The sequence below is a fragment of the Leptotrichia sp. oral taxon 223 genome (genome assembly GCF_013394795.1).
In the GTDB taxonomy this organism is placed as follows: Bacteria; Fusobacteriota; Fusobacteriia; order Fusobacteriales; family Leptotrichiaceae; genus Leptotrichia.
Genome location: NZ_JABXYU010000001.1, coordinates 348,960 through 374,719, shown reverse-complemented (window position 1 = coordinate 374,719; position 25,760 = coordinate 348,960). Strand labels below are relative to the sequence as shown.

The 25,760-nt window shown below is 31.4% G+C and carries 19 protein-coding genes and 1 pseudogene; 17 read left to right on the top strand and 3 right to left on the bottom strand.

Annotation, left to right across the window (positions count from 1 at the left end):
• Nucleotides 1–17: 17 nt before the first annotated feature.
• The 11 genes from HW275_RS01905 to HW275_RS01855 all read left to right on the top strand — a co-directional run bounded on the left by HW275_RS01905 (nucleotide 18) and on the right by HW275_RS01855 (nucleotide 11,599).
• Complete coding sequence (locus HW275_RS01905; RefSeq protein ID WP_178934665.1) at nucleotides 18–830, top strand: SDR family oxidoreductase; 813 nt, start codon at nucleotides 18–20, stop codon at nucleotides 828–830.
• Between the two features lie 66 nt (nucleotides 831–896).
• Nucleotides 897–1,748, top strand: a complete 852-nt coding sequence (gene dapF / locus HW275_RS01900) for a diaminopimelate epimerase (RefSeq protein WP_178934664.1) — start codon at nucleotides 897–899, stop codon at nucleotides 1,746–1,748.
• Nucleotides 1,749–1,867: 119 nt separating this feature from the next.
• Nucleotides 1,868–2,752 (top strand): 4-hydroxy-tetrahydrodipicolinate synthase, encoded by an 885-nt coding sequence (gene dapA, locus HW275_RS01895; protein WP_178934663.1) that lies wholly within the window; start codon nucleotides 1,868–1,870, stop codon nucleotides 2,750–2,752.
• A gap of 522 nt (nucleotides 2,753–3,274) precedes the next feature.
• Nucleotides 3,275–4,627 carry a M18 family aminopeptidase gene (locus HW275_RS01890; RefSeq protein WP_218975075.1) on the top strand — a complete coding sequence of 451 codons (1,353 nt, stop codon included), beginning with the start codon at nucleotides 3,275–3,277 and terminating at the stop codon, nucleotides 4,625–4,627.
• Between the two features lie 123 nt (nucleotides 4,628–4,750).
• Nucleotides 4,751–5,290, top strand: a complete 540-nt coding sequence (locus HW275_RS01885; RefSeq protein WP_178934662.1) for a chromate transporter — start codon at nucleotides 4,751–4,753, stop codon at nucleotides 5,288–5,290.
• On the top strand, nucleotides 5,287–5,838 hold the full coding sequence (locus HW275_RS01880; protein WP_178934661.1) for a chromate transporter: 552 nt from the start codon (nucleotides 5,287–5,289) through the stop codon (nucleotides 5,836–5,838). Before HW275_RS01885 ends, HW275_RS01880 begins: the two co-directional genes overlap by 4 nt.
• 291 nt (nucleotides 5,839–6,129) lie before the next feature.
• Nucleotides 6,130–6,861 carry a tetratricopeptide repeat protein gene (locus HW275_RS01875; protein WP_178934660.1) on the top strand — a complete coding sequence of 244 codons (732 nt, stop codon included), beginning with the start codon at nucleotides 6,130–6,132 and terminating at the stop codon, nucleotides 6,859–6,861.
• A 428-nt stretch (nucleotides 6,862–7,289) separates the two neighbouring features.
• Complete coding sequence (locus tag HW275_RS01870) at nucleotides 7,290–7,907, top strand: lipopolysaccharide assembly protein LapB (RefSeq protein ID WP_178934659.1); 618 nt, start codon at nucleotides 7,290–7,292, stop codon at nucleotides 7,905–7,907.
• 140 nt (nucleotides 7,908–8,047) lie between these two features.
• Nucleotides 8,048–8,875: an ATP-binding protein gene (locus tag HW275_RS01865; RefSeq protein WP_178934657.1), complete on the top strand. Its 828-nt coding sequence runs from the start codon at nucleotides 8,048–8,050 to the stop codon at nucleotides 8,873–8,875.
• Between the two features lie 138 nt (nucleotides 8,876–9,013).
• Entirely contained in the window at nucleotides 9,014–10,708 is a 1,695-nt protein-coding gene (gene treC / locus HW275_RS01860) for an alpha,alpha-phosphotrehalase (RefSeq protein WP_178934655.1), read from the top strand.
• A 120-nt stretch (nucleotides 10,709–10,828) separates the two neighbouring features.
• Nucleotides 10,829–11,599, top strand: a complete 771-nt coding sequence (locus HW275_RS01855; RefSeq protein WP_178934653.1) for a molybdopterin-binding protein — start codon at nucleotides 10,829–10,831, stop codon at nucleotides 11,597–11,599.
• A 94-nt stretch (nucleotides 11,600–11,693) separates the two neighbouring features.
• On the opposite strand, the gene HW275_RS01850 is transcribed toward HW275_RS01855, so the two are convergent.
• From HW275_RS01850 to HW275_RS01840, 3 genes are read right to left on the bottom strand one after another with little or no spacing between them, the layout of a single operon-like run.
• Nucleotides 11,694–13,433: an ABC transporter ATP-binding protein gene (locus HW275_RS01850; RefSeq protein WP_178934651.1), complete on the bottom strand. Its 1,740-nt coding sequence runs from the start codon at nucleotides 13,431–13,433 to the stop codon at nucleotides 11,694–11,696.
• 12 nt (nucleotides 13,434–13,445) lie between these two features.
• The gene (locus HW275_RS01845) at nucleotides 13,446–15,182 is read right to left on the bottom strand and encodes an ABC transporter ATP-binding protein (protein ID WP_178934649.1); all 1,737 of its coding nucleotides are present in this window, start codon (nucleotides 15,180–15,182) and stop codon (nucleotides 13,446–13,448) included.
• 48 nt (nucleotides 15,183–15,230) lie between these two features.
• Nucleotides 15,231–16,025 (bottom strand): class I SAM-dependent methyltransferase, encoded by a 795-nt coding sequence (locus HW275_RS01840; protein WP_178934647.1) that lies wholly within the window; start codon nucleotides 16,023–16,025, stop codon nucleotides 15,231–15,233.
• A gap of 403 nt (nucleotides 16,026–16,428) precedes the next feature.
• Here HW275_RS01840 and HW275_RS01835 point away from each other — a divergent pair, with 403 nt between their 5' ends.
• The 6 genes and pseudogenes from HW275_RS01835 (at nucleotide 16,429) to HW275_RS01815 (ending at nucleotide 25,759) form a co-directional block, all read left to right on the top strand.
• Nucleotides 16,429–17,562 (top strand): acyltransferase, encoded by a 1,134-nt coding sequence (locus tag HW275_RS01835; RefSeq protein ID WP_178934645.1) that lies wholly within the window; start codon nucleotides 16,429–16,431, stop codon nucleotides 17,560–17,562.
• Nucleotides 17,537–18,381: pseudogene (locus tag HW275_RS12310) on the top strand (AAA family ATPase); the annotation flags it as partial. The gene HW275_RS01835 and the pseudogene HW275_RS12310, both read left to right, overlap by 26 nt.
• On the top strand, nucleotides 18,355–19,194 hold the full coding sequence (locus tag HW275_RS12305) for a PD-(D/E)XK nuclease domain-containing protein (protein ID WP_370464337.1): 840 nt from the start codon (nucleotides 18,355–18,357) through the stop codon (nucleotides 19,192–19,194). The pseudogene HW275_RS12310 and the gene HW275_RS12305, both read left to right, overlap by 27 nt.
• Before the next feature lie 81 nt (nucleotides 19,195–19,275).
• A complete protein-coding gene (locus HW275_RS01825) occupies nucleotides 19,276–20,559 on the top strand; it encodes an exopolysaccharide biosynthesis polyprenyl glycosylphosphotransferase (protein WP_178934643.1) in 1,284 nt (427 codons plus the stop codon).
• A 25-nt stretch (nucleotides 20,560–20,584) separates the two neighbouring features.
• Nucleotides 20,585–24,214 (top strand): chromosome segregation protein SMC, encoded by a 3,630-nt coding sequence (smc, locus tag HW275_RS01820; RefSeq protein WP_178934641.1) that lies wholly within the window; start codon nucleotides 20,585–20,587, stop codon nucleotides 24,212–24,214.
• A 243-nt stretch (nucleotides 24,215–24,457) separates the two neighbouring features.
• On the top strand, nucleotides 24,458–25,759 hold the full coding sequence (locus HW275_RS01815) for an alpha/beta hydrolase (protein ID WP_178934639.1): 1,302 nt from the start codon (nucleotides 24,458–24,460) through the stop codon (nucleotides 25,757–25,759).
• Nucleotide 25,760 lies beyond the last annotated feature (1 nt).

Genomic DNA, 25,760 nt, shown 5'->3' with positions numbered 1-25,760 from the left:
TCTTTTAAGGAAATTTTATGAAAACAGTTTTGATAACAGGGGCAAGCAGTGGAATTGGATATGAACTTGCTAAAATTTATGCAGAAAATGGGTATAATCTGGTTGTTGTGGCACGGAATGGGGATAAGTTGGAAATTTTGAAAAAAGAAATTTTTGAGGAAATTTCTAAAAATATTGAAGTAATAGTAATTGAGAATGACTTATCGCAGGAAAATGCTGCTGAAAGGCTTTATAATCAGATAAAATCCAGCAATCTTAAAATTAATACGCTTGTAAATAATGCTGGAGTTGGTATTTATGGCAAGTTTTCTGAATTTGATGAGGAAACTATGAAGAGAAATGATGCGATGATAAACTTGAATATAAAGGCAGTTGTAGAATTGACGAGGCTGTTTTTGGCTGATATGATAAAAAATGAAAATGGCGAAATATTGAATGTTTCTTCGGTTGCAGCTTTTATGCCAGGGCCTCTGATGAGTACGTATTATGCGAGTAAAGCCTTTGTGCAGTCGTTTACTGAAGCGGTTAGGGAAGAAATGAGAAACGATATTCATGCAAAAAATATAAAAATATCGGTTCTCTGTCCTGGTCCAACGGCTACTGGATTTGAAAAAAGCAGTAATTTGGAAGAAAGTTCGCTATTTGAACGAATGAAAGTTATGACAGCTAAAAAAGTGGCTGAAATTGGCTATAAGGAATTTCAGAAGGGGAAAGCAACTATAATTCCTGGAATTTTTAATAGAATTGCAGTTTTTGGAACTAGATTTTTTTCAAGAAAACTTATTGTAAGAACAGCTGGAAAAATTCAGGAAAAAAAGAAAGGTTCTTAATTAAAGGGATTTGAGTATAATTTGGGAATATTTTTACAAAAAATGAAAATTAAAGGAGGTTTTGAAATGTTAAAATTTGAAAAGTATCAAGGTGCGGGAAATGACTTTGTTATTGTTACTGAAAGGGAACTAATCGAAAAGGGAATACCTGAATATGGGGAATTTGCCAGTCAAGTTTGTGATAGACATTTTGGAATAGGTGCAGATGGGCTGATTATTTTGAAATATGTTGCAAGCATGCCATTTATGTTTTTCTTTAATGCGGACGGAAGTCAGGCGCCGATGTGCGGGAATGGAATAAGATGTTTTTCACATTATCTTGTAAACAATCATTTGGTTGAAGAGGATGAATTTGTTGTAAAAACAGTCCCTGGGGACTTGAAGATAAGAGTAAATTATGACGAGGAAAAAGATAATTTTTCAGCAAGAGTGAATATGGGAAAACCTGTTTTTAATGTAAAAGACTTGATAAATACTGAAAAAGAGCAGTTTTTAAGAGAAAAAATCAATATTGACGGAACAGAAATTGAAATTTCATATATTTTTATGGGAACTGACCATTCTGTAATATTTGTAAATGATTTTAATGATTACAATATTGATGAATTTGGCAAGAAGATTGAGAATTATACTGACTTATTTCCAAAAAAGGTTAATGTGAACTTTGTAAAAGTGTATGACAGAAAGCATATGGAAGTAATCACCTGGGAACGTGGGGCAGGACGGACATTGGCTTGTGGAACAGGCGCAACTGCTTCAGCAGTATTAGCGAAGACTTTTGAATTTACTGATGAAAAAGTTAATGTGAAAGTTCCAGGCGGACAGCTTGTTATTGAGTATGAAGGCGGGGAAAATGATGCCTTTATGACAGGGCCTAGTGAAAAAATAGCTGAAGGATTGTATAAATATCAAAGATAATTTGGATATTGCATTGCTTTTGGCTTAAATAGTAAATTCATTATAAAGTTAAAATTTTAAATAGAAATAAAATAAAAAAATAAAATTTAGGAAACTAAATTGAAGAAAGAAGGAATAAAATGAAATTTGAAGGTTCGTATGTGGCTTTAATCACGCCATTTAAAAATAATGGGACGGAATTGGATGAGGATAAATTAAGAGAACTGGTAAATTATCACATTGAAAATGGAACATCTGGAATAGTACCTTGCGGAACGACTGGAGAAGCGCCAACTTTGACATTTGCAGAGCATGAAAAAGTAATAAAAATTGTTGTGGAAGAAGTGAAGGGAAGAATACAAGTAGTCGCCGGAGCAGGATCAAATAACACAACAAGAGCGATAGAACTTACAAAATATGCAAAGGAACTAGGAGCAGACGCAGCGCTTAGCACTTGCCCGTACTACAACAAACCAAGCCAAAGGGGACTTTACGAACACTACAAAACAATAGCGCAAGAAGCGAAATTTCCTATAATGCTTTACAATGTGCCTGGAAGAACAGGAACAAACATCGAAGCGGAAACAATCGCAAAACTGGCTGAACTGCCTGAAATTGTAGCTGTAAAGGAAGCAACAGGAAGCCTTGAACAAATGATAAGAATTCAGAACTTGTGCGGAGATAAAATCGAAATCCTGTCAGGAGAAGATCATCTAATCCTGCCAATGCTGTCCATCGGAGCAAAAGGAGTAGTTTCAGTAGTTGCTAACATAATGCCGCAGGAAATGAGCGACTTAATCAGTTCATTCTTAAACAAGAACTTTGACAAGGCATTTGAACTGCATACAAAATTATATGATGTAAGCAGAAATATGTTTCTGGAAGGAAACCCTGTAACTGTAAAGGCTGCTATGAAAATACTTGGAAAGATGGAAAATGACACAGTGCGATTGCCATTGGTAGCGGCTGAGGCGGATACATATGGGAAATTAACTAAAGTATTTAAGGAAAAAGGGATTTTTTAATTTTTTGTTTTTTAAAAATTTTAAATTGTAAAAAGAGCTGGATTAAACTCCAGTCTTTTTTTGTAATAATTTTATTACTTATACTAAACACCGTTTAAAAATAGGAATAAATTTTTATAATAGGATTGTTTAATAGCTAATTCATAATTATTTAATTAAATTGTTTTTTATTATTTTTTAGATATTTTGATTAATAGATATTTTTTCATATTACTATGTTTTTTCTTATTTATACCAGACTCTGTTTGAAAAATGAAAATTGTATTTTAATTATCTGAAAATATTAGATTCATACCCTTTATTAGAGAAGTTTATAATAATTTCGTTATTTAAAAGGGATTTAGTATTAAATATTTAGATTAATAATTTTTTATAATTTCACAAAAGATTTTAAGTAAAAATAAAAAAATTTAAAAAAATATAAAAAATTTTTTTGAATATTGAAAATTATGGGGTACAATATTGTTAATAGGGAAATGTTTTTAAATAAGTGAAATTAGAAATTGAGAGGAATGGATAGAGATGATACACACAACGAAAGAGTTAGAAGAGATACAGAAAAATTTTATTGAGATGGAAGTGAAAAGTTTTGCACGGGAAGTTGTTGAATTTATTGATGAAAGTCCAAGCACTTATCACGTTGTGAAAAATTGTTCGGATATTTTGGATGAAAACGGATTTGAGAGGATTATGCCTCGTGAAAAATGGGAGATTAAAAAGGGAGGAAGATATTTTTTTAAAAAGTCAAGTTCCACAATAATTGCTTTTACAGTTGGAGAGAATTTTGATGTGAAAAAAGGTTTTAAGATATTTGGGGCACATACCGATTCGCCTTGTTTCAGAATAAAGCCTAATCCTGAAATGGTTACGGAAAATGTAGTGAGATTAAATACAGAAGTTTATGGAGGGCCTATTTTGAGCACATGGTTTGATAGACCTCTCTCTATTGCTGGACGTGTTATTGTGAAAGGCAAGGATCCATTTTTCCCAAAAACTGTAAAAATTAAAATAGACGAACCGCTTTTGACGATACCAAATCTTGCAATTCATCAGAACAGAGAAGTAAATAACGGGGTAAAAATTGATAAACAGAATGATGTTTTACCTGTGATTTCGCTTATTAATAAAAATTTTGAAAAGAAGGGATATCTTGAAAAAATTATTTTGGAAAAGACGGGGATAAAAAAAGAAGATATAATTGATTTTGACTTGTATTTATATGCAACTGAAAAAGGATGTCTTTTGGGAGCAAATGAGGAATTTATGTCGTCATCAAAACTTGACAATCTTGCTTCTGTCTATACAGGGATAATCGGACTTGTGGAAGCTGAAGAAAATCAGGATAGAATCAATATTTTTGCAGCTTTTGACAATGAGGAGATAGGAAGTGCTACAAAACAGGGGGCAGATTCCAATTATTTATTAAACACGCTTGAAAGAATTTTGCTGGCACTTGGGCTTGATAGAAGCGATTTTTTGCAAATGCTTGAAAGTTCTTATATTTTATCGGCTGATGCGGCACATGCGGCACACCCTGCACATTTAGGGAAAACAGATCCTACAAACCGTGGGAAAATAAATGAAGGAATTTCAATAAAAATAAGTGCAAAGCAGAAATATACATCCGATGGATATTCAATTGCTGTAATCAGACAGCTTATTGAAGGTACAGAAATACGTATCCAGCCTTTTGTAAATGAGTCAAACGAGCTTGGAGGAAGCACAATCGGTCCAATTTCGTCAACGCATCTGGATATAGATGGAGTGGATCTGGGGGTTCCGATGCTTGCGATGCATTCGGTACGTGAGTTATGCGGAATTTTTGATGTGTTTTACTTGAAGGAACTGGCAAAGGAATTTTTTTCAAAAAAATAAAAAGCATTATTTTGAGGGAGATAGTCAAGGTTTGGCTATCTTTTTTGAATGACAAGTTTGTTGTTTTTTTGCAGTAACTATGGTAAAATGAAAAATAAAACGAAACAGCAGGAAGGCGGTAAAATGAAAGTATATTTAGAATTGTTCTGGATCTTTTTTAAGATAGGTACATTTACTCTTGGCGGCGGATATGCTATGGTTCCGCTCATACAGAATGAAATTGTGAATAAGAAAAAATGGATTGAGGAAGAGGAGTTTGTAAAGCTTTTGGCGCTTGCCCAGTCTTCACCAGGCGCATTGGCGGTGAACGTTTCAGTTTTTGTAGGATATAAGATGAAAAGGACGCTGGGGCTTATAACCACAGTTCTGGGAGCCACGTTGCCGTCATTCATAATTATTCTTGTCATAGCTTCATTGTTTAGCAATATACAGGATAATATATATGTGATAAAGGCTTTTAAGGCGATAAGACCGATGGTGGTTGCGTTAATTGCGGCAAGTGTCTATACAATTGGAAAATCGGCTAAAATTAATAAAAAAACGTTGTGGATTGTGATTTTGGTGGCAGTAATGGTGGCTTTTCTTAAATTCCCGCCTATTGTTATGATTATTTTAGGCGCTGTTTTAGGGAATGTTTGGATGATCTGGAGGAAGAATAAATGAGTTTAGCGATATTATTGATATTATTTTTTGTATTTTTTAAAATAGGGCTATTCAGTTTTGGCGGAGGATATGCAGTTTTACCGCTTATTCAGGCAGATGTTGTAAATTTGCATAAATGGGTGAATGTACAGCAATTTACAGATATTGTGGCTATTTCACAAGTGACGCCAGGACCAATTTCATTGAATGCCGCAACTTACGTCGGGTATCTGGTTGGAAATAAGGCAGGATTCTGGGACGCATTTATAATGGGGACAGTCGCAACATTTGGATTAATTCTCCCGTCAGTTATTATAATGACAATTTTTAGCAAATTCTATTTAAAATTTCAGGACAACAAATATATGGACAATGCGTTTACAGGCTTAAAAATTGTTGTTGTCGGGCTGATTCTGGCGGCTGCGATAATGCTAGTTGATAAAAATAATTTTATAGACTGGAAAAGTGTGGTGATATTCATTGTTTCGGTGGCACTTGTATTAAAATGGAAGGTAAATCCAATATTACTCACGATAATTGCGGCAATTGTGGGACTAATAATTTATTAGATCTGTTCGATAATTAAATTTGCGAATTATAATAAAATAAATATTCTGCAAGGGGGCAAAAATCCTTGTTAAGGATAAGGGATATTAAATTGCCGAAGAAATCTATTAAATATATTTATTTTCTTAAAAGTTAAAATGAATAAGCTGAGAAATTTTAATAATAAAATTCTGCAACAAATAAAAAAATTTATGGAAATATTTATAATTTTAAGGAATAATACGCAAAAGTTATTGTAAGTAAATGTTAATTTGTAATAAAATAAAAAAATATAAAAAGAAAAGAGGGAAATTATGAAAAAAAAATATATTATTGTAACATTAATATTGATTTTACTATTCAGCTGTGAAAAAAAAGGTAAAAAATCACAAAAATTTCAGAATAAACCGAATATTGAAAATAGACAGGATGATAAGGTGAAGGAATTAATAAAAAAAGCTCAAAAGGGAGATGTGGAGGCGCAAACTGAGCTTGGGGAAATGTATCTTCATGGAAACGGAGTAAAGACAGATTATAAGAAATCTATGGAATGGAGCAAAAAAGCTGTTGAAAAAGGAAGCTACAGGGCAATGACAAATATGGGAATTCTTTATCTTGAAGGTTTTGGAGTGGAAAAAGATTATAAAAAGGCTTACGATTTCTTTTCAAAAGCAACAGATGGTGGAGATATGAAAGGGCCGAGATATCTGGGAATAATGTCTGAAAAAGGGCTTGGAGTGAAAAAGAGCCTTGATGATGCTGCATTTTACTATGAAATTGGAGATAGTAGCGGAGATTTGACTTCACGATATAATCTTGCAAAAATTCACGAAAAAGCAGGAGATTACGCAAGATCAGTAGAGCTTTACAAAAAAACAGACGGCAGAATGGACAAAGTTACAGCCCCAATGTACGAAGCGCTGGGGGATTTGTATGCAACTGGAAAAGGCGTGGAAAAAAATACAAAAGAAGCTAAAGAATGGTATGAAAAAGCTGTAAAGTCTGGAAGTCAGGAAGCTGGAAATAAAATAGCGAAATTAAAATAGCCTTTAAAATTTTCATTTTATTCAATTTTTTAATTTTAATTTTAAGAAGTCATAAAAAAATTTTCTAAATAATGTTATTTACTAAAACTGTTATTTATGGTAAAATAAATTAAGAAATTTGGATATGTTTATACAATTTATAATTTTTATTTTAATTAAATATAAATTCTATAATTTCAAAAATTTAATTCTTAATTTTATAATTTTAAATGCTGTATAAATTATAAATATGACACTCAGGTTTGATTTGAAATTAAAAGAATCTTATCCAGATTATGAATTTTTTATTTATACTTTAAATAATTTTTGGAAATTTTATAAAAATAAAAATTAAGGAAAATAGAAAGGAGATGCTGTGTGAAAACAGACTTTTAATTAAAAGGCAAGAAACATTTTAATGAAAAGTGAAATCGCAGCAGTAGGAAATAATGTTAGAAACATTGATTTTTAGAGAAATAAGATACAATGAAAATAATGAGCAGCTTCTCAAGGAAAATTTGAATAAAATAAAAGAAAATCCTGATGATGTGGAAGTATTAAAGACATTGGCTTCAATTTATCATGCACTAAAAGAAAATGATAAGGCAATCAAAATTTATGAGAAATTAGTAAAATTAAAGCCTGAGGAAATTGAAACAAGAGCTTTTTTAGGCTATTTATACTATGAAAATGAAGAACTTGACAAAGCTGAAGAAAATTTCAACAAGGCGCTTGATACAAGCACAGAGGATGAGCCGTTCATACTGTTCCTTCTGGGAAATATCTATTCAAGAAAAGGTAAAATATCGGAAGCGGTTGACTGTTATGAACTCGCTATATTCCTTGATTTTGACATGTACATCGCACATATTGATTTTGCTAGAAAATATGAGCATATGGGACGGCATAAGAAAGCGCTTGAAGAATACAAGGCGGCTTTTAGAATTGATTCAAGGGATGAAGGGCTTATCGAAAAAATACATTATATTGAAAATAAATACAGAAATGTAATTGAAGAAGATGATGAAAAGTTAAATTTTGGAACAGTAAATTTAGGAATTGTTTAAAATATAACTAAATATTTGCGTTAAATACAATTTTGTTTTAGAAAGTTGTCTTAAAATAAGTAACGAAACTTATCTATGACAACTTTTTATTATTTGATACTTAAAAATGTAATTTATAAAAAATATTAAGGGAGAAAAAAGTGGTAAATTTATTATGTGAGGCGATTCTTCCAGATTGTCCTATGAAAGATGTAAAAGAAATTGAAAAAAGCATAACGACAACTTATAAAAAAAGTATATGGGCAAAATTTCTGAAGGCAATTGGTGATTTTGATATGATACAGGATGGGGATAAAATTGCGATTGGTGTTTCTGGCGGGAAGGATAGCCTGCTTTTAGTAAAGCTGTTTCAGGAATTGAAGAAAGATAGACGGAGAAATTTTGAATTTAAGGCGGTTAGCTTGAATCCAGGATTTAGAAATTCTGATTTGGATAATTTTAAAAATAATCTGGATAAGTTAAATATCGACTGTGATATTATTGATACTAATATTTGGGAAATTGCAAATGAAAAGGCAAAGGATTATCCGTGCTTTTTATGTGCTAAAATGCGGCGTGGAATTTTGTACACGCAAGTGGAGGAGCTTGGATTTAATAAATTGACACTTGGACATCATTTTGATGATGTAATTGAAACAACTCTTATAAATATGCTTTATGCAGGAACGCTGAAAACGATGACGCCTAAAGTCCCTTCAACTTCTGGGAAATTGGAACTAATCCGTCCATTAATCTATGTAAAGGAAGCTGATATAATCGACTATACAAAAACAAACGGGATACGTGCGATGAACTGTGGATGTACAATCGAAGCTGGAAAAACTTCAAGTAAACGCAGGGAAGTAAAAAATTTATTAGCCGAACTTGAAGAAAAAAATCCAGGCGTAAAACAAAGCGTGTTTAATTCAATGAAAAATATAAATCTGGATTATGTTTTTGGATATGCAGGTGGCAAGGAAGTTAAATAAGTGCTAGGAGCAGTCAATAGCTGCTCTTTTTATATGTGAATTTTTTAGGCAAAAGTTAAAAATTGGGTTGTATATGTGTAAATAATAGAGTATAATTTAAAAAAGAAATTATAAATAAAAATTTAGGAGAGATGTATTATGAAAAAGAATTTTGAACAAAAATGGTGGCATAAATCTGTAGTTTACCAAATTTATCCAAAAAGTTTTAATGATACAACTGGAAGCGGAGAAGGGGATATTAGAGGAATTATTGAGAAATTGGATTACTTGAAGGAACTTGGAGTGGAAGTAATCTGGATTACGCCTATGTATAAATCTCCACAAAACGACAATGGGTATGATATAAGCGATTATTATGACATTGATCCTAATTATGGTACAATGGCGGATTTTGAGGAAATGCTGGCGGAAGCACATAAAAGAGATTTGAAAATAGTTATGGATATTGTTGTAAATCATTCTTCCACTGAAAATGAGTGGTTTAAAAAGTCTGAGGCTGGAGATCCTGAATATAAGGATTTCTATATATGGAAAGATGCAGTTGATGGAAAAGAGCCTACAAACTGGCAATCTAAATTTGGAGGAAATGCCTGGCAATATTCAGAAAAAAGAGGGCAGTATTATCTTCACTTGTTTGATGTTACACAAGCTGATTTAAATTGGGAAAATGAAAATGTGAGAAAAAAAGTATATGAAATGATAAAATTCTGGCTGAATAAAGGTGTGGATGGATTTAGACTGGATGTTATAAATCTTATATCAAAGGATCAGAGATTTTTGAATGATGACGGAACTGATACGAGATTTGTCTCTGATGGAAGAAGATTTTATACAGATGGGCCTAGAATCCATGAATTTTTGAAGGAAATGAACAGGGAAGCCTTTGGAGGAGGAGAACTTATTACAGTTGGGGAAATGTCGTCTACAAGCCTTGAGAATTGTATTAGATATTCAAATCCTAATGAAAAGGAACTGTCAATGGCATTTTCGTTTCATCATCTGAAAGTTGACTATCCAAATGGGGAGAAATGGGCGAAAGCACCGTTTGATTTTGTGGAATTGAAAAAAATATTCTCTAAATGGCAAATTGGAATGTATGAAGGAAATGGATGGAATGCGACTTTCTGGAATAACCACGATCAGCCAAGAGCATTGTCAAGATTTGGAAATGATAAGGAATACCATAACGAGTCGGCTAAAATGCTTGCCACAGTTCTTCATGGACTGCAAGGGACACCCTACATTTATCAGGGAGAAGAATTTGGAATGACAAATCCATATTTTGATGATATTAGTAAATATCGTGATGTTGAATCAACCAATAATTACAAAATTTTATTGGATAAAGGACATTCTGAAAAAGAAGCTATTGAAATTTTAATGCAAAAATCAAGAGATAATTCTAGAACGCCTGTTCAATGGAATGACTCTGAAAATGCAGGCTTTACAACTGGAACTCCGTGGATTGGAGTGTCTGAAAATTATAAGACAATCAATGCTGAGGCGGCTTTAAAAGATAAAAATTCAGTATTTTATCATTACAAAAAATTAATTGATTTAAGAAGAAATGAAGAATTAATGATTACAGGAAAATATGAAGACATTGATTTGGAAAACAAAAATGTATATGCTTACAAACGGGTTGGAGAAAATGGGGAATTAGTTGTAATTAGTAACTTCTATGAACCTGAAGTGGAATTTGAACTGGAAGGAAACGGAGTTACAGGACTGGAAAACGCTCAAGTTTTATTGTCAAACTATGAAACGGTACCTGAAATCAAAGATGGAAAAATTATTTTGAAGCCTTATGAAGCGATTATTTTTAAAAAATAATAAAAATCAAAAGCAATAAAAAAATAAAATTTACCGTTGAATAGGATTTTTAATTTTGAAACTTATTTAGCGGTATTTTAAATGAAAAGTAAATAAAAAAAATAAAAGAAGGAAATGGAAATGAAGACAGAAATTATATGCGTTGGAACAGAATTGCTGGTAGGAGATATAGTGAATACGAATGCACAATATATTTCGGCAAAACTTACAAATATTGGGATTGATTTGTATTATCAGACTACTGTTGGGGATAATTACGGACGGCTTATGGGGTGTCTGGAAAATGCTTTTAAAAGGGTGGATTTGGTAATTACAACTGGAGGGCTTGGGCCTACGGTTGATGATATTACGAAGGAAGTTGTGGCTGATTATTTTGGAGAAGAACTGGAAGTGATAGAGCGGTATTATGACTTGATTGTAAAAAAATATAATGAGAGGGGCTTTGGAGAAGTGGCTTCTGGCGGGAGAAAAGAGGCTTCGATTTTAAAAAATTCAAAATTGCTTGAAAATGAAGTTGGGCTTGCACCAGGATTTTTTTACGAAAAGGATAATAAAAAAATAATAGTATTGCCAGGGCCTCCAAGAGAAATGACTTGGATGGTGGATAATCAGGTTTTGCCATTTTTAATGCAATATTCAAATGATATTCTGTTAATGAAAACTCTTGAAATAAAAGGAATTCCAGAAGGAAAGATTGACGACAGGCTAAAAGATTATTTTGAAATGTCAAATCCGACTGTCGCTCCTTATGCAAAGGAAGGCTGCGTTCATGTAAGAATCGCCATGAAAGGCGATAGAGGGAGTACAGATTATCTGATTGCCGAAATTGACAAGATTGCGAATGAAATTGTGGAAATTTATCCGCAGGCGGTAGAAATAAAGGAAGAATAAAATAAAAATATACCCAGATTTTAGATTGAAAAAATTCGAAACTGGGTATGTTTTTTATATTAAATTAAATTTATATAGTGAATTGAAATTTTAATTAAATAAGTTCAAATTCTGACTGTGCCTTTTCCATTTCAGTATACATTTTGTAATATCGCCCTTTATTTTCCATGAGCTGCTTATGATTTCCAATTTCTTCGATTATTCCGTCGGACATAACTATAATTTTGTCATAATCCTTTATTGTGTTGAGTTTATGGGCGATTGTAATTATAGTCTTGTTTTTTGTAAGAATACTTAGTGATTTTCTTATTTCGTGTTCGTTGTCGGCATCAAGTGAGGCTGTGGCTTCATCGACTAGAATAATTGGGGTATCTTTTAATAAGGCTCTTGCGATTGAAATTCTCTGTTTTTCTCCACCAGACAAAGTAGAGCCGCCTTCTCCGATTATAGTGTCGTATCCATTTTCGCTTTCCATTATAAAATAGTGACAATTGGCATTTTTAGCCGCATTTATCACTTCTTCCCTTGTAGCCTTCGGTTTTCCCAGCCTTATATTATTTTCAAAAGTGTCATTTACCAAGTAGACATCTTGGAAAATCATGCTTATATTCGTAAGCAGCTCTTCAGGATATATTTTTTGGATATTTACTCCACCAATGGTAATTTCGCCAGACTGGCAGTCCCAGAATCTTGCAATAAGGCTGGTAACAGTTGTTTTTCCAGAGCCTGACGAACCGACTAGGGCAGTTTTTGTCCCCTGTTTTGCTTCAAAAGTAATATTTTTTAGAACAGGAGTGTCTTTTTCATAAAAAAAATTTACATTCTGGAATTTTATATCATAATTTGGTAAAGTAACTTTTTCAAGTTCATAGGAAATTTCCTTTTCATTATGCACATTTATCAGTTTATCTGTGGCAAGTTTCAAGTATTGGATAAAAGTATATTGTGTAGAAAAGGCTTTTAGCACGTTTGAAAGTGAAAGTCCAATAATTATGTATGAAAAAAATTCTATTTTATTAATGGAAGAAGCCATAAAAAGCTGTGTAGACACAAGCAGAAGCAAGGCAAAGGAAATATCCGTAATAAGCTGAAAAATCATAACATAAGGGGCAAGAGCAATTTCAGTATTTATACTTTCCCTTTTCAAATCATTAAAACTGTTCTTTAACCTCTTAAATCGTTCCCCAGTCAGATTGTATGCCTTAAAAAGTTCCATTCCAGCGATATATTCCACCATCCGTGAAACAACATTATCCATAGTATGCTTCTTTTTCAATGCTATTTTTGCACCTTTTTTCGTTCCCAGAATGACAAATACTAATCCAGTCAGCGAGATTATTAGTTGCAGTATGGCAAGCAGGGGAGAAATTGCAAATATAATTAACAGAAGATAAATTGTCAGTATGGATAACTTTATAATTTCTGATGTGCTGTGAGTTATAACCTGCTCAAAATCCTGTAAATCATTTGTCATAATATTAATAATATTCCCAATGTTATGACTGTTAAAGTATCCCAGATTCAAATTTCTCAAATGATCCCCCATCCTGATTCTCAAATCCTGAATAATTTTAGCTCCCTCGCTTTGAATCCCGATATATCCGATACGATTTAATACAAATCTGCATATAATGGCAAAAATCATAATAAAAGTATAGATTATCAACTTTTTCATTGTAAAATTATTATTCATCAAATCAATAATTGTAAAATAAAACATTGCATAGTTCATCATATAAAATATGGCATCTATTGTTAGAAAAAATATTGGCTTTTTCAAATTTTTATATTTATTTCCAGCAAGAGTTTTTATATTTCTAATATCGTTAATCATTGTCTACACCCCCTAAATTTCCTTATTTTCCATCAAATCATTATCGCTATATAAATTCCATAAATGCCAGTATTCAGATTTATTTTGCAGAAGCTCCTTGTGAGTACCTTGCTCGGTAATACGTCCTTTATTCATTACAACGATATTATCGGCATTTTTTATTGTGTAGAGTCTGTGAGCAATGATAATGGCAGTTTTCCCTTTTAACAAAGTACGTAAAGCCTCCTGAATCTTGGCTTCGTTTTCAATGTCGGAGTAGGAAGTAACTTCGTCCAGCACGATAATTGGGGCATTTTTTAAAATGGCACGAGCTATTGAAATTCTCTGTTTTTCCCCACCACTTAACTTAATCCCGCCTTCACCAATTACAGTTTCGTATTTTTGAGGCAAGGACATTATAAAATCGTGAATTTGTGCTTTTTTTGCAGCATTTTCCACTTCTTCCAGCGAATAATCCTTCCCCATTCTTATATTCTCAAAAATAGTATCGTGAAGCATAAATGTATCCTGAAAAACAAACGAAACATTGTCAGCCAATCCTGTATAAGCAAAATCCTTAATATCAGTTCCATCAATCGTTATTTTTCCGCTATTTATGTCCCAGAATCTTCCAAGTAGAAGTCCTATCGTTGTTTTTCCTGAGCCAGAAGGCCCTACAAGTGCGGTTGAAGTTCCAGATTTTATTTCCAAGGAAAAGTTATTTATAACATTTTTATTTTTATATGCAAAATTTACATTTTCATATTTTATATAGCCTGAAAAATTAGAAGGGAAATTTGTGTTTCCAGATTTTTGCTCCTGTTCCCCATTGATTTCCATAATTTTCCCTAACCCTTTAGTTAATGCGGAAAGATGGTGTGCCAAGTCAAATAATGCCTTTAATGAGCTTAAAAAAATTGTACTCATTAAAATAAATAAAATATACGCAGATACTGAAATTTGATTATAAAATAGCATAAGTCCGCCAACGGGAATAATGAAAAGCAGCCCGGAATCAGTCAGACAGAGAAAAATTGAATAAAATGGTACACTTAATTCTGTGAGTTCAATCCAGTAATCCGCATATTCCTGAGTAATATCCCGATAATCCTTGAATGATTTAGCAGTAAGGTTGAATGCTTTCATAACATTCATTGCATTTATGTATTCCATAATAGTAGCGTTTAAGTTTGCAAGAAGAGTATAATAATGTTCTACATGGGTTCCGTAGCTTTGAAACATTTTTCCCTGCGCCATTATGCTTAGAATAATTGGAATAAATAAAACAAGTGTCAATTTCCAGTTAAAGTAAATCATAATTCCCAAAAATATTATCGGAGTTACAAGTGCTGATGATAAATCTGGAATCTGATGTGCAATAAAAAGTTCCAATTTTTCAATATCCTCATTAATAATCTTTTTCAGCTTTCCAGACATATTTTTCTTAAAAAATCCCATATTTAGCTTTGACAAATGCTCAATCAAATCAATCCTAATCTTGTACAAAATTGAAAAAGCCGCAATATGTGAAAATACCCCTGATAAAATCTGCATAATTATTTTTACAATTATAAAAAATATCGCAATAGAAACACAGAACTTTATTTTTGAATAATCAATATTCGCCTTAAAAAGCTCCAAAACAATCTGATACACAAGAAGATAAGGCACAGCAGACAATGTTGTACCAATTATACTGAATATTGCTGAAAAAATCAGCTTCACCTTATGTTTACCAGATAAACTTAGCAAATATTTCAATTCTTTCATAATAATCCCTCCATTCATGTATTAAAGGAAATAAATTAAAAAATAATTCTATTTTTCATAAGTATAAATTCCAAGTCTGTTATTAAAAATGTAAAAGAATGGAATAAACAATTTTTTCCAGCCAGGAAGATGATGTTTCATTTCGTCAGTAAAATTAATAAGTCCAGTTTGCTTTAATTTTGGATTTAATTTTACAACTTCACTTCCATCTTTTACCCCCCAACTAAATTTTGCTTCCATATTTTTTAAGGTATCGTGTTTTTTACTCATTTTAACTGTTCCTTTATATAGCAAGTCAAATTGAGCTTCAAAAGAATCAAAATTATCAGTTAGTATTTCCAAAAACTGTTTAATTTGCTGTTCTTCAAAGTACATTAATACACCTTCGGAAATAATAAGCAATTTTTTCCCTTCCAGTTTAATATCCTTTGTCCATGCTGAATCAAATGCAGATTTTGCAATATCTATAACTCTTTCATTTGGTTCAAAAAAGAGCTTTCGTTTTTCAATGACTTCTGGCAAATCAAGATTGTACCATTTTATTTTTCCGTTATCTATTCGTAAAAATCTCGTATCTAGTCCACATCCAATCGACACAATTACACAATCTGGATATTTTTTCATAAATTTTGTCACTTCATTATCCATCATTTTTGCACGTGAAAGCACACCATAATACGAAGCCCATGCATGTTTAAATTTTGAAAAATCATAGTCTATCTGTGAAATTATTTCTTCAGATTTTTTGTCATTCAAAATTGGTTTTTCACTTTTAGCATCGGTTGCCCGCATATACAGAGTAATAAGCATAGTTTCAGAAACGTTGTTTAATTTTATTTTCATATTTCTTTTCTCCTTCAAATATTTTGGTTTACAAACTATCTAATAGAATTATACCCAAATTTATCCAAAATGCAAATTTTATTTAAAAAATATCTATTAATTAGTCTAAATTTTTGGATATACTCCAGATTAATGGCAGAAATAAAATCGCTTATAAATTAAGATAGTCAGAAGTGGCTATCTTTTTTTGTACTATATATAGTGTGTTTTTGATACATATTTGTTACATACATTTAAATTTTAAGGGATTTTTAAGTAATATTTTTTCTTTTTTCGTGTATTTGAAATATGGAAATATCGACATTTATGGATTGCGTAGTTTTTTGATTGTTTTTTACCTTAAACTATGGTAAAATTAGTTATATTTTTATTGAGGGAAATTGATAAATTTGGAGATTTATAAATGATAAAAAATAAGGACAGATTTTTTAACTTTGATATTTTAAAATGTATTGCAATTGTTATGGTTTTATTTATTCATATTGTTGCAAGCGAGTTATATAATTATGGGAAAATATCTGGAAATAGATGGATGATGGCAAATATTGTAGATTCATTTAGCAGAATGTGCGTGCCGATATTTGTTATGATTAGCGGATTTTTTTTATTGAGAAAAGATGAGGATGTGAAGATATTTTTTAAAAAAAGATTTGCAAAGATACTTCCTAAGTTTTTCATATATTCTGTTATTTTTTTTATATTTACAATAATTTTTAAAGATGTGAAAGATAATGAATTATTTTCAGTTTTTTTTAGAAAATCAACTTATAAGACTATAATTTCAATTTTTTTCCAGAAAGAAAGTTACCATAATTTCTTTTCAAGTTTTTTTCAAGGTAAAATTTACTATCATTTGTGGTACATTTATATGATATTGTCACTTTATCTGATAACGCCATTTTTACGAAAAGTTGTGGCAAAAATTGAGAGAAAAAGCATTAATTATCTAGTTTTTATATGGATAATATTTATGGTTTTGATACCATTTTTGAATGTAATTTTTAAGAAAAATATAAAAATATATTCTCCAGCTGGGCAATATGTCGGTTACTTCTTAATTGGCTATTTACTTGCAGAAAAACCTTTGAATATGAAAAAATGGCAAAAATATACGATTTTTTTAATAACAGTGGTATTAACTGTCTTTTTAACGTATATATTTACAAAATCAAGCGGAAAGTTTTTTGACTATTTTTATGATTATCATTCAATTAGTGTATTTATATCCGCAGTTTTGCTTTATGATTTTTTTGTAAATATTTTTGATGTAGAAAAAGTTTTAAGAAAAGTAAAAAATGTTATAAAATCTGTATCAGCGAAAACTTATGATATTTATTTAATTCATCCGATTTTTTTATTTTTTTGCGAAAGAATGTTAAAGTCTAGAATGAATTATTTTTTATATATAATTATTACGTTTTTGATAGTATTTTTGCTATCGCTTTTTACAAGTGAAATATTAAATAGATTATATAATTTCTTAGCGGGAATGAATAAAAGGAGGGAGAAATATGGCAGAAAAAAAGACTCGAAATAGAAAGCCGTTACCGATAGGGGTGTCTGATTTTAAGGAAATTGTAGAAAATAATTATTATTATATTGATAAAACAAAGTTAATTGAAGATATTTTACATTACAGGGCAAAAGTAAACTTATTCAAACGTCCAAGAAGATTTGGAAAAACTCTTAATATGTCAATGATTAAATATTTTTTTGATATAGAAAATAGAGAAGAAAATCGAAAATTATTTGACGAATTAAATATTTTTGAAAGTGAATACATGCAGGAGCAGGGGCAATATCCTGTTATATATATAAATTTTAGGAATATTGAAGAGGTTAGCTGGGAAAACTGTTTTAGTCAGATAAGAGATTTAATAAGAAATATTTATATAGAATTTAAGTATATAAGAAAAAAAATGGATGAATTTGATTTGATGGATTTTAACAATATTTGTTTTAATAATGAAAATTCAAATTGGAAAGGCTCATTGAAAGCATTGACAAAATATTTGTATGAATATTATGGAAAAAAAGCTGTTGTGCTGATAGATGAATATGATACGCCGATAATTCAGGCTTATCAGGAGGGATACTATAAACAGGCAATTTCTTTTTTAAGAAGTTTTATGGAGATGCAATGAAGGATAATGAATATTTACAGTTTGGAATTATGACTGGAATATTGAGAATTGTGAAGGAAGGAATTTTTTCAGGGTTAAATAATTTGAAAGTAAATAATATATTTAGTGAAAAATATTCGGAGTATTATGGACTTACCGAAAATGAAGTTGTTGAGTCTGTGAAATATTATGGGCTGGAATACGAGATGGAAGATGTCAGGGAGTGGTATGATGGTTATCAGTTTGGAGAAACTGAAATTTATAATCCTTGGTCGATTATTAACTTTTTGGATGAAAAAAAATTACGTCCGTACTGGATAGGAGTTTCAGGCAATAAGACAATATATGATTTGTTAGGGAAAGCAGATAAAAAGGTAATAGAAGACTTGGAAAAACTTTTTGTGGGGAAAACAGTTTATAAGGCAATAAATGAGTATATGGAATATGTATTTAATGCAAGTGATATATGGGAATTATTTTTGTACAGCGGATATTTGACAACTGACGGGGAGAAAAAGGGGGAACTCTATCCATTAAGGCTTCCAAATAAAGAAATACAGACTTTTTTCAGAAAAATTTTTATAGATAGATTTGTTGGAAATTATACACAGTTTTCAAATATTGTGGAAAATTTAAAAAATGGGAAAATAGAAGAATTTGCAAAAGGGCTTCAAGAGGAGATACTTTCTTTACTTAGTTATTTTGACACGGAAAAAGATGAAAAGTATTACAAAATATTTTTAATTGGAATATTTATAATACTTGCAAATGACTACATTAGACTATCAGAAAGAGAAAGTGGTTATGGAAGGGCAGATTTAGTTTTAGAACCTAAAAATAAAATAAATCCAGCGTATATATTTGAATTTAAAGTTGTAAATAATGAAGATGAGCTGGAAAATTATGCAAAAGCTGGATTTGAACAGATAAAAGAGAAAGAGTACGATGTGGAATTAAGAAATAGAGGAGTAGGCAGAATTGTCTTTGTTGGACTTGCATTTTATAGAAAAAAAATTAAGATGAAATATGAAATAATGGAAGAATAAATTTTTTTGGTAAAAATGATGAAGATTTTAGTAATTGAGTATATTTTTAAGAAAAAATAAAAAAAGGAAGTGTAGTTTAGAATGGCAGTAAGTGGAATGAAAAAAAATTATTCCTATTTATTCGGAATATTGACAATTGTGATGTATTTGGTAGGCTTGCTACTTATAAATCGTGGACTTGGATTTACAAATGTTATTGTGATTATTTGTTCTATGGTAATTTATTATGTGGCGAATGTTTATAATATGGCAGGAAGATATAGATTACGGGATATTGTAATTATTGTTGGAATTAACTTTATTCTTGTTATGATTACGACATTTTTGCGTATATTCATTCTGAATGAGGCGATAATTCTGTTTGGGCTAATTACAATGTTTCAGATTATTTATCGTTATATTATAATAATCGGGTTAGCAGAAAAGCAAAGAATTGTTTTTGTTGGTGAAAATGGGTATACAGAAGATTTGCTGGAAAGCATAAAGAAAGATCGTCAGTACAAATTATCAGACTTTTTAAAAGAAGAAAAAAATATGGTTATTTTAACAGAAAAATTATTGAATCTATGTGAAAATAAAAAAGTTGATATAATTGTGGATTTTACAAGTAATCTTTTGTATGATACAAAACTTGTCGACAAACTTTTGCAGTACAAACTTGGCGGAATGCAGTATTACAACTATCTGGAATTTTACGAAATGTATGAAAATAAATTGCCGGTTTCAAACTTAAGTCCAAAATGGTTTTTGGAAAATACAGGATTTGAAATTTACTACAACAGCTTTAACTTGAAGGCAAAACGTATTCTTGACATAATTTTTGCACTTTTAATTGGAGTCTGTGTAATTCCGATTATGATTATTGCTGCAATAATAATAAAACTGGAGTCAAAAGGGCCGGTATTCTTTATTCAGGAAAGAATCGGGGAAGGAAACAAGCCGTTTAAAATAGTAAAATTTCGTTCAATGACAACTGATGCCGAAAAAGACGGGCCAAAATGGGCTACAAAAAACGACAACCGTGTCACAAAATTTGGTAAATTTATGCGTCTTACAAGAATTGACGAATTGCCACAACTATGGAATGTGCTGCGTGGAGAAATGAGTTTTGTTGGACCACGTCCAGAAAGAGAATTTTTTATAAAGCAACTGGAAAAGGAAATTATGTACTACAATTTAAGACATACTGTAAAACCAGGGCTTACTGGCTGGGCACAAGTTATGTATCCGTATGGAGCGAGCATTGAAGACGCTTACAGAAAATTGCAGTATGATTTGTATTATATAAAAAATCACGATATTTTGTTTGATGTGAAGATATTACTGAAGACGGTTACAATTGTAATTTTTGGAAAAGGGAGATAAGAGAAAATCAAAATAGGAGAAAAAGATGTACTTAAAAGCATTGGAGTTGACGGGATTTAAGTCGTTTGCGAATAGAACTGTTGTGGAGTTTGATAATGGGATTACTTCGATTGTTGGGCCTAACGGGAGTGGAAAGAGTAATATTCTGGATGCGATTTTGTGGGTTTTGGGAGAGCAGAGTTATAAGAACATACGGGCAAAAGAGAGTTCGGATATTATTTTTTCCGGCGGAAAGAATAAGAAGCCAAAGTCTATGGCGGAAGTCAGTCTTATTATTGATAACGGGAATAGATATCTAGATGTTGATTTTTCAGAGGTTAAGATTACTCGAAGAATTTTTAAGACTGGGGAAAATGAGTATCTTATAAATAACAAGAAATCTAGGCTTAAAGACATTCATAATCTTTTTATGGATACTGGGATTGGAAAGCAGGCGTACTCGATAATTGGGCAAGGGCGTGTAGAGAGAATTATTGGCTCTTCTCCAAAGGAGTTAAAGGAGATTATTGAAGAGGCGGCTGGAGTTAAAAGGGCTAAAATTGAAAAAGAAGATTCTGAGAAAAAGTTGCAGGATTTGAAAAATGAAATTGAAAAAATTGATTATGTGGAAAAAGACTTGAAACTACGGGTTGATTATTTGAAGGATGAACAGGCTAAGGCCAGGCTGTTTAAGGAATATACAAAAAAGATTGATGTTCAAAGGTTTATGGTACTGGAATACAATGTCAATGAAAAAAGTTCGCTAAAGTATGAGTATGAGGAAAAAAGTCAGGAAATACAGGAAGAATTAGAAAAAAGTGAAAAGAATTTTTCAGAAAAACAGGTGGAACTCCAAAGAACTAATGAAATTCGGGAAGAATTGTACAAAAATCTGGAAAGTCAAAAAAATGAAAATAGCGAAAACTTTAAAAATTTGGAAACTTTAAAAGACGAGTATTCAAAGCTAGTGAATCAAAATTCCAATTTGGAAACGGAAGCCAATGAAAAAGCTAAGAGAAAAGATATTTTGGAAAAGGATATTGCTGACAAAGAAGAGATTTTAAATAAGTCTAGAAATGAGCTTGAGCTTATAACAAAGGATTTGATTGAAAAAGAAAAGGAAAAGGCTGAGTGGGAAGCAAAAGTTGGAGAATTGAAGCAGAAAAGTGATAAAATCACGCTTGAACTGAGAGAACGGACACAAAAGAACTCTAATTTTGAAGTGGATAAAATAAAAGTCGCTGGGGAAAATGAGGATCTGGGAAAAAGGGTTTTGGCGGCAAAAACTGAAAATAAAAGGCGTATCGCTGAGAAAAGTATTGTAGAAGCAGAGTTTAACAAAATAAATGAAGAAAAACAGACTTTTGAAATACAAAAATCAGAAAATGAGAAGCAGAAACTTGAAAAGGAGCTGAAAATTCAGAAACTCAATGAAAAAACAGAGGAACTGAGAAAGGAATATTCTGGAATTAATAAACAGAAAAATGAGATTAGCTACAAACTTCAGAATTTTGAAGTTAAACAAAAGGCGATTTCGGATGCTATTGAGAAAAATGAAACTTTTAATCGAAGCATAAAGCATATTCTGAATGAAAAAATTGATGGAGTAATTGGTGCTTTTGTTAATTTGATTGATGTTCCAGCGGGATTTGAGGAAGCGATACAGACTTTATCCGGTGGAATGTTTCAGGATATTGTCGTAAAAGACAGTGAAATTGGAAAAAAGTGTATTGGAATCCTGAAGGAAAGAAAGTTGGGACGAGCTTCGTTTTTACCAGTTGAAAATATTCGTGTTTCTAAAATGAATGATTTCTTGCCTACAATTGATGGTATTTTGCAGCAAAATGACTTTAAAAATAAAATGTCAGAAGAGGAAATTCAAAATGTAATTTCAAGCACAAAAGGAAAAAATGGAATTATTGATTTTGCAAGAAATATTGTGAAAATTGATAAAAAATTTGCAAATAAAAATATAGAAAAAGTTATTCAGTTTGTGTATGGAAATTCAGTTGTTGTTGAAAATCTGGAAGTTGGGACGCAGCTTTTGAAAAAGGGGTTTAATGACAGGATTGTTACACTTGAGGGGGATATTATTACTTCCCGTGGGAGAATGACTGGTGGACATTCATTTAAAGGGAAGGATGAAATTCTGGAGCGAAAAAAGGAATTGAAACATCTGGAAGGTGAAATTGAAAAAAATAAAAAGAACTTTGAGAAATTTGAGAATAAATTATCGGAAATAGTTTTGGAAGCTGAAAAAGTTGAGACAGAAAGGACAGAAGCGGAAAAATTATTTGAGAATTTTAAAAATGAATATCAGGTGTTTAATGAAAACTACGATGATTTTAATATTAAATTTAGTCGAAAACAGCGGGAAATCAATACTTTGAACTATGAAATTTCTGAAAATGAGAAATTTATTTTGGAAAAGGAAACTAAAATAAAGGAAAATCTGGAATTAATTCAAAATATTGAAAAAAACATTGAAGAAAATAATCTTAAAATTGAAAATTTGAATCAAGATTTGAAAAATTTTGAAAATATTGATGAATTTATTCAGAAATTGAATGCTGCCGACAGAGATTATGAAATTTTGAAGGTTAGGACAGATAACAATAAAAATCGTTTTGCAGAAATTGAGTCTGATTATAAAAAACTGTTGAGTGAAAAGGTGGAACTGGCTGAATTTGAAAAGAAAAGGGAAATGCTGGGAAATGAATTTTCTGTAAAAATTTCTGAAAAAAGGGATGAAATTGAAAAAAATGAGAAATTAAATAAAAATATTTTAGGTGAAATTCAGAAAATTGAAAAAAATATTCACGAGATTGAGGAAAAAGAGCGAAGATTTATCAGAGAAATTAAAGATATTGAAGTACATGTGTTAAAATATAAAAATGATTATGAAAATATTATTGAGAAAATTACACGAAATGAAAGTGAACTGGAGTTCCAGATGGCTGAATTTAAGGAGCTGGAAAGTGAAGAAATTCTGGAAAATGAGGAATATTTTGAAATTGCTGATGAAGATGAGCTTATGGCGACAAAAAGAAAATTGGCGGCAAATGAGAGAAGCCGTACCGGCATTGGAGCTGTAAATCTTGCTTCAATTGAGGAATTTGAGCATGAAAATGAGCGGTATCAGAATATTACGGCACAGAAAAAGGATTTGCTGGAAAGCAGAGAGGCGCTGCTTGGATTCATTCGGGAAATTGAAGAGGAAGTTACAACCAAATTTTTTGTGGCTTATGAACAAATAAATAAAAACTTCCAGTATATGTGCGAAACAATTTTGAATGGAGCAAAAGGAATAATTAAAATGACGGATCCTGAAAACCTGCTTACGACAGGCCTGGAACTGAGTGTAAAATATAAAAATAAGCCAGAACAGACGCTGCTTCTTCTTTCAGGCGGAGAAAAGTCAATGCTTGCAGTATCGTTTATAATGGCAATCTTTATGTTCAAGCCAAGTCCGTTTACATTCTTTGATGAAATTGAGGCGGCGCTGGATGAAAAAAATACAAAAAAAATTGTAGAGCTGCTTCACCAGTTTATTGATAAGTCGCAGTTTATCCTGATAACTCATAACAAGGAAACCATGAAAGGTTCTCACAGGCTTTACGGGGTTACAATGAATAAGGAAATTGGGGAAACAAAAATTGTTTCGGTGGATGTTTAGCTGTTAAATTATAAAATTCTATTTTTTATTTATTTTAATAAACATTTTTACTGGAAATATTTTAATATTTTTGATAAAATATAGTTAAAAATTGTAATATAGTAAAATCATTTAAAACTGAACTTAGAATTTTACTTAAATATTAGAATCTAAGTTTGAGACTAAAGTGGTTTGAGTGTAAAAGAAAGTGATTTAAAGAGAGAAAGGAGATATGTGTAAAAGGTTTTTCACATAATTGGGAAGATGTTAAAAAAATTATTAGGGCTAATAACAATGTTTTTGCTAACGGTTACAGGTTTTGCCGAAGTGGATGTTTCACAAATAGCAAGTGATTATCCGTATAAGGATAGCGCAATAGCGGCAACGGTTCTTGGGACGCCTGCCGATCAGCAGTACAAATTTAAAAATGCAAAAGGGCCAAAAGTTAGAAAATTTACGACAACAAAGAAGATTCCTGAAATACTGCGTCAATGGAAGGATTATGAGTATGGCGTATGGACTCAGAAGGGGAAAAAGGCGCCGCTTATGATTATAATTTCGGGGACAGGTTCGCTTTATAACAGTGGAATGTCGCTTTATCTGGCAAATGTATTTTATGACAGAGGTTACAACGTAATTGCATTCAGTTCCCCAACAACAATGCCGTATATTGTAAGTCAAAGTAAAAATGCATATGCAGGGTATATAAAAGATGAAACTACACAGCTGTATTCTTTGATAAGTCAGGCTATTTCAAAAGAAAAGGCCGATGGAATGAAAATTGATAAAACTTATATTGGCGGTTACAGTCTAGGCGGCTTTCAATCGCTTTTGCTTCATGAGCTGGACGAAAAAAATAACCGAAGGATTGGAATTGATAAGTCATTGCTGCTAAATTCGCCAATCAGTATTTTAACTGCGACACGGAAATTAGATGGCTTTTTAGTAAAAAATGGAATTTATGATGCCAGAAGCCTGGAAAAATATATGGATACAATATTTAGCAGACTTATGTATGACGACACAATAAAAATAAAGGACATCGAATTTTCTAATCTTACTACTTCATTGGGAAAATTGGGACTTGGAGAAAAGGATTTTGAAGTGCTGACAGGGCTGTTATTTAGATTTTATTCAGCCAATATGACGTTTGCTGGAGAAGTGTTCAGCGGGAGAAATGCGACTGGAAGACTTTCGGATAAAAAATCGTACAAACGTTTTGATTCAGTTTCAAAAGAATTTAGAGAAGGATTGTCAGTTTCATTTGACGAATATGCAAAGGAAATTTTATATCCGTATTTAAAGAAAAATAAAAATCCTAATCTTGACTTGAATAAATTTATAAATGAATTTGATTTGAAAAATAGTCAGGATTTTATAGACAGAAATAATAAAAATATTATATTTATAACATCAACAGATGACGTTTTGCTTGAAGAGAAAGATTTGGACTATATAAAAAATACATTTTCAAATAGAATTTTAATACCATTTGGCGGACATACTGGAGTTTTATGGCATAAGGATGTGGCAAACTTGATGGTAGATAAATTGGAGGAAAACTAAA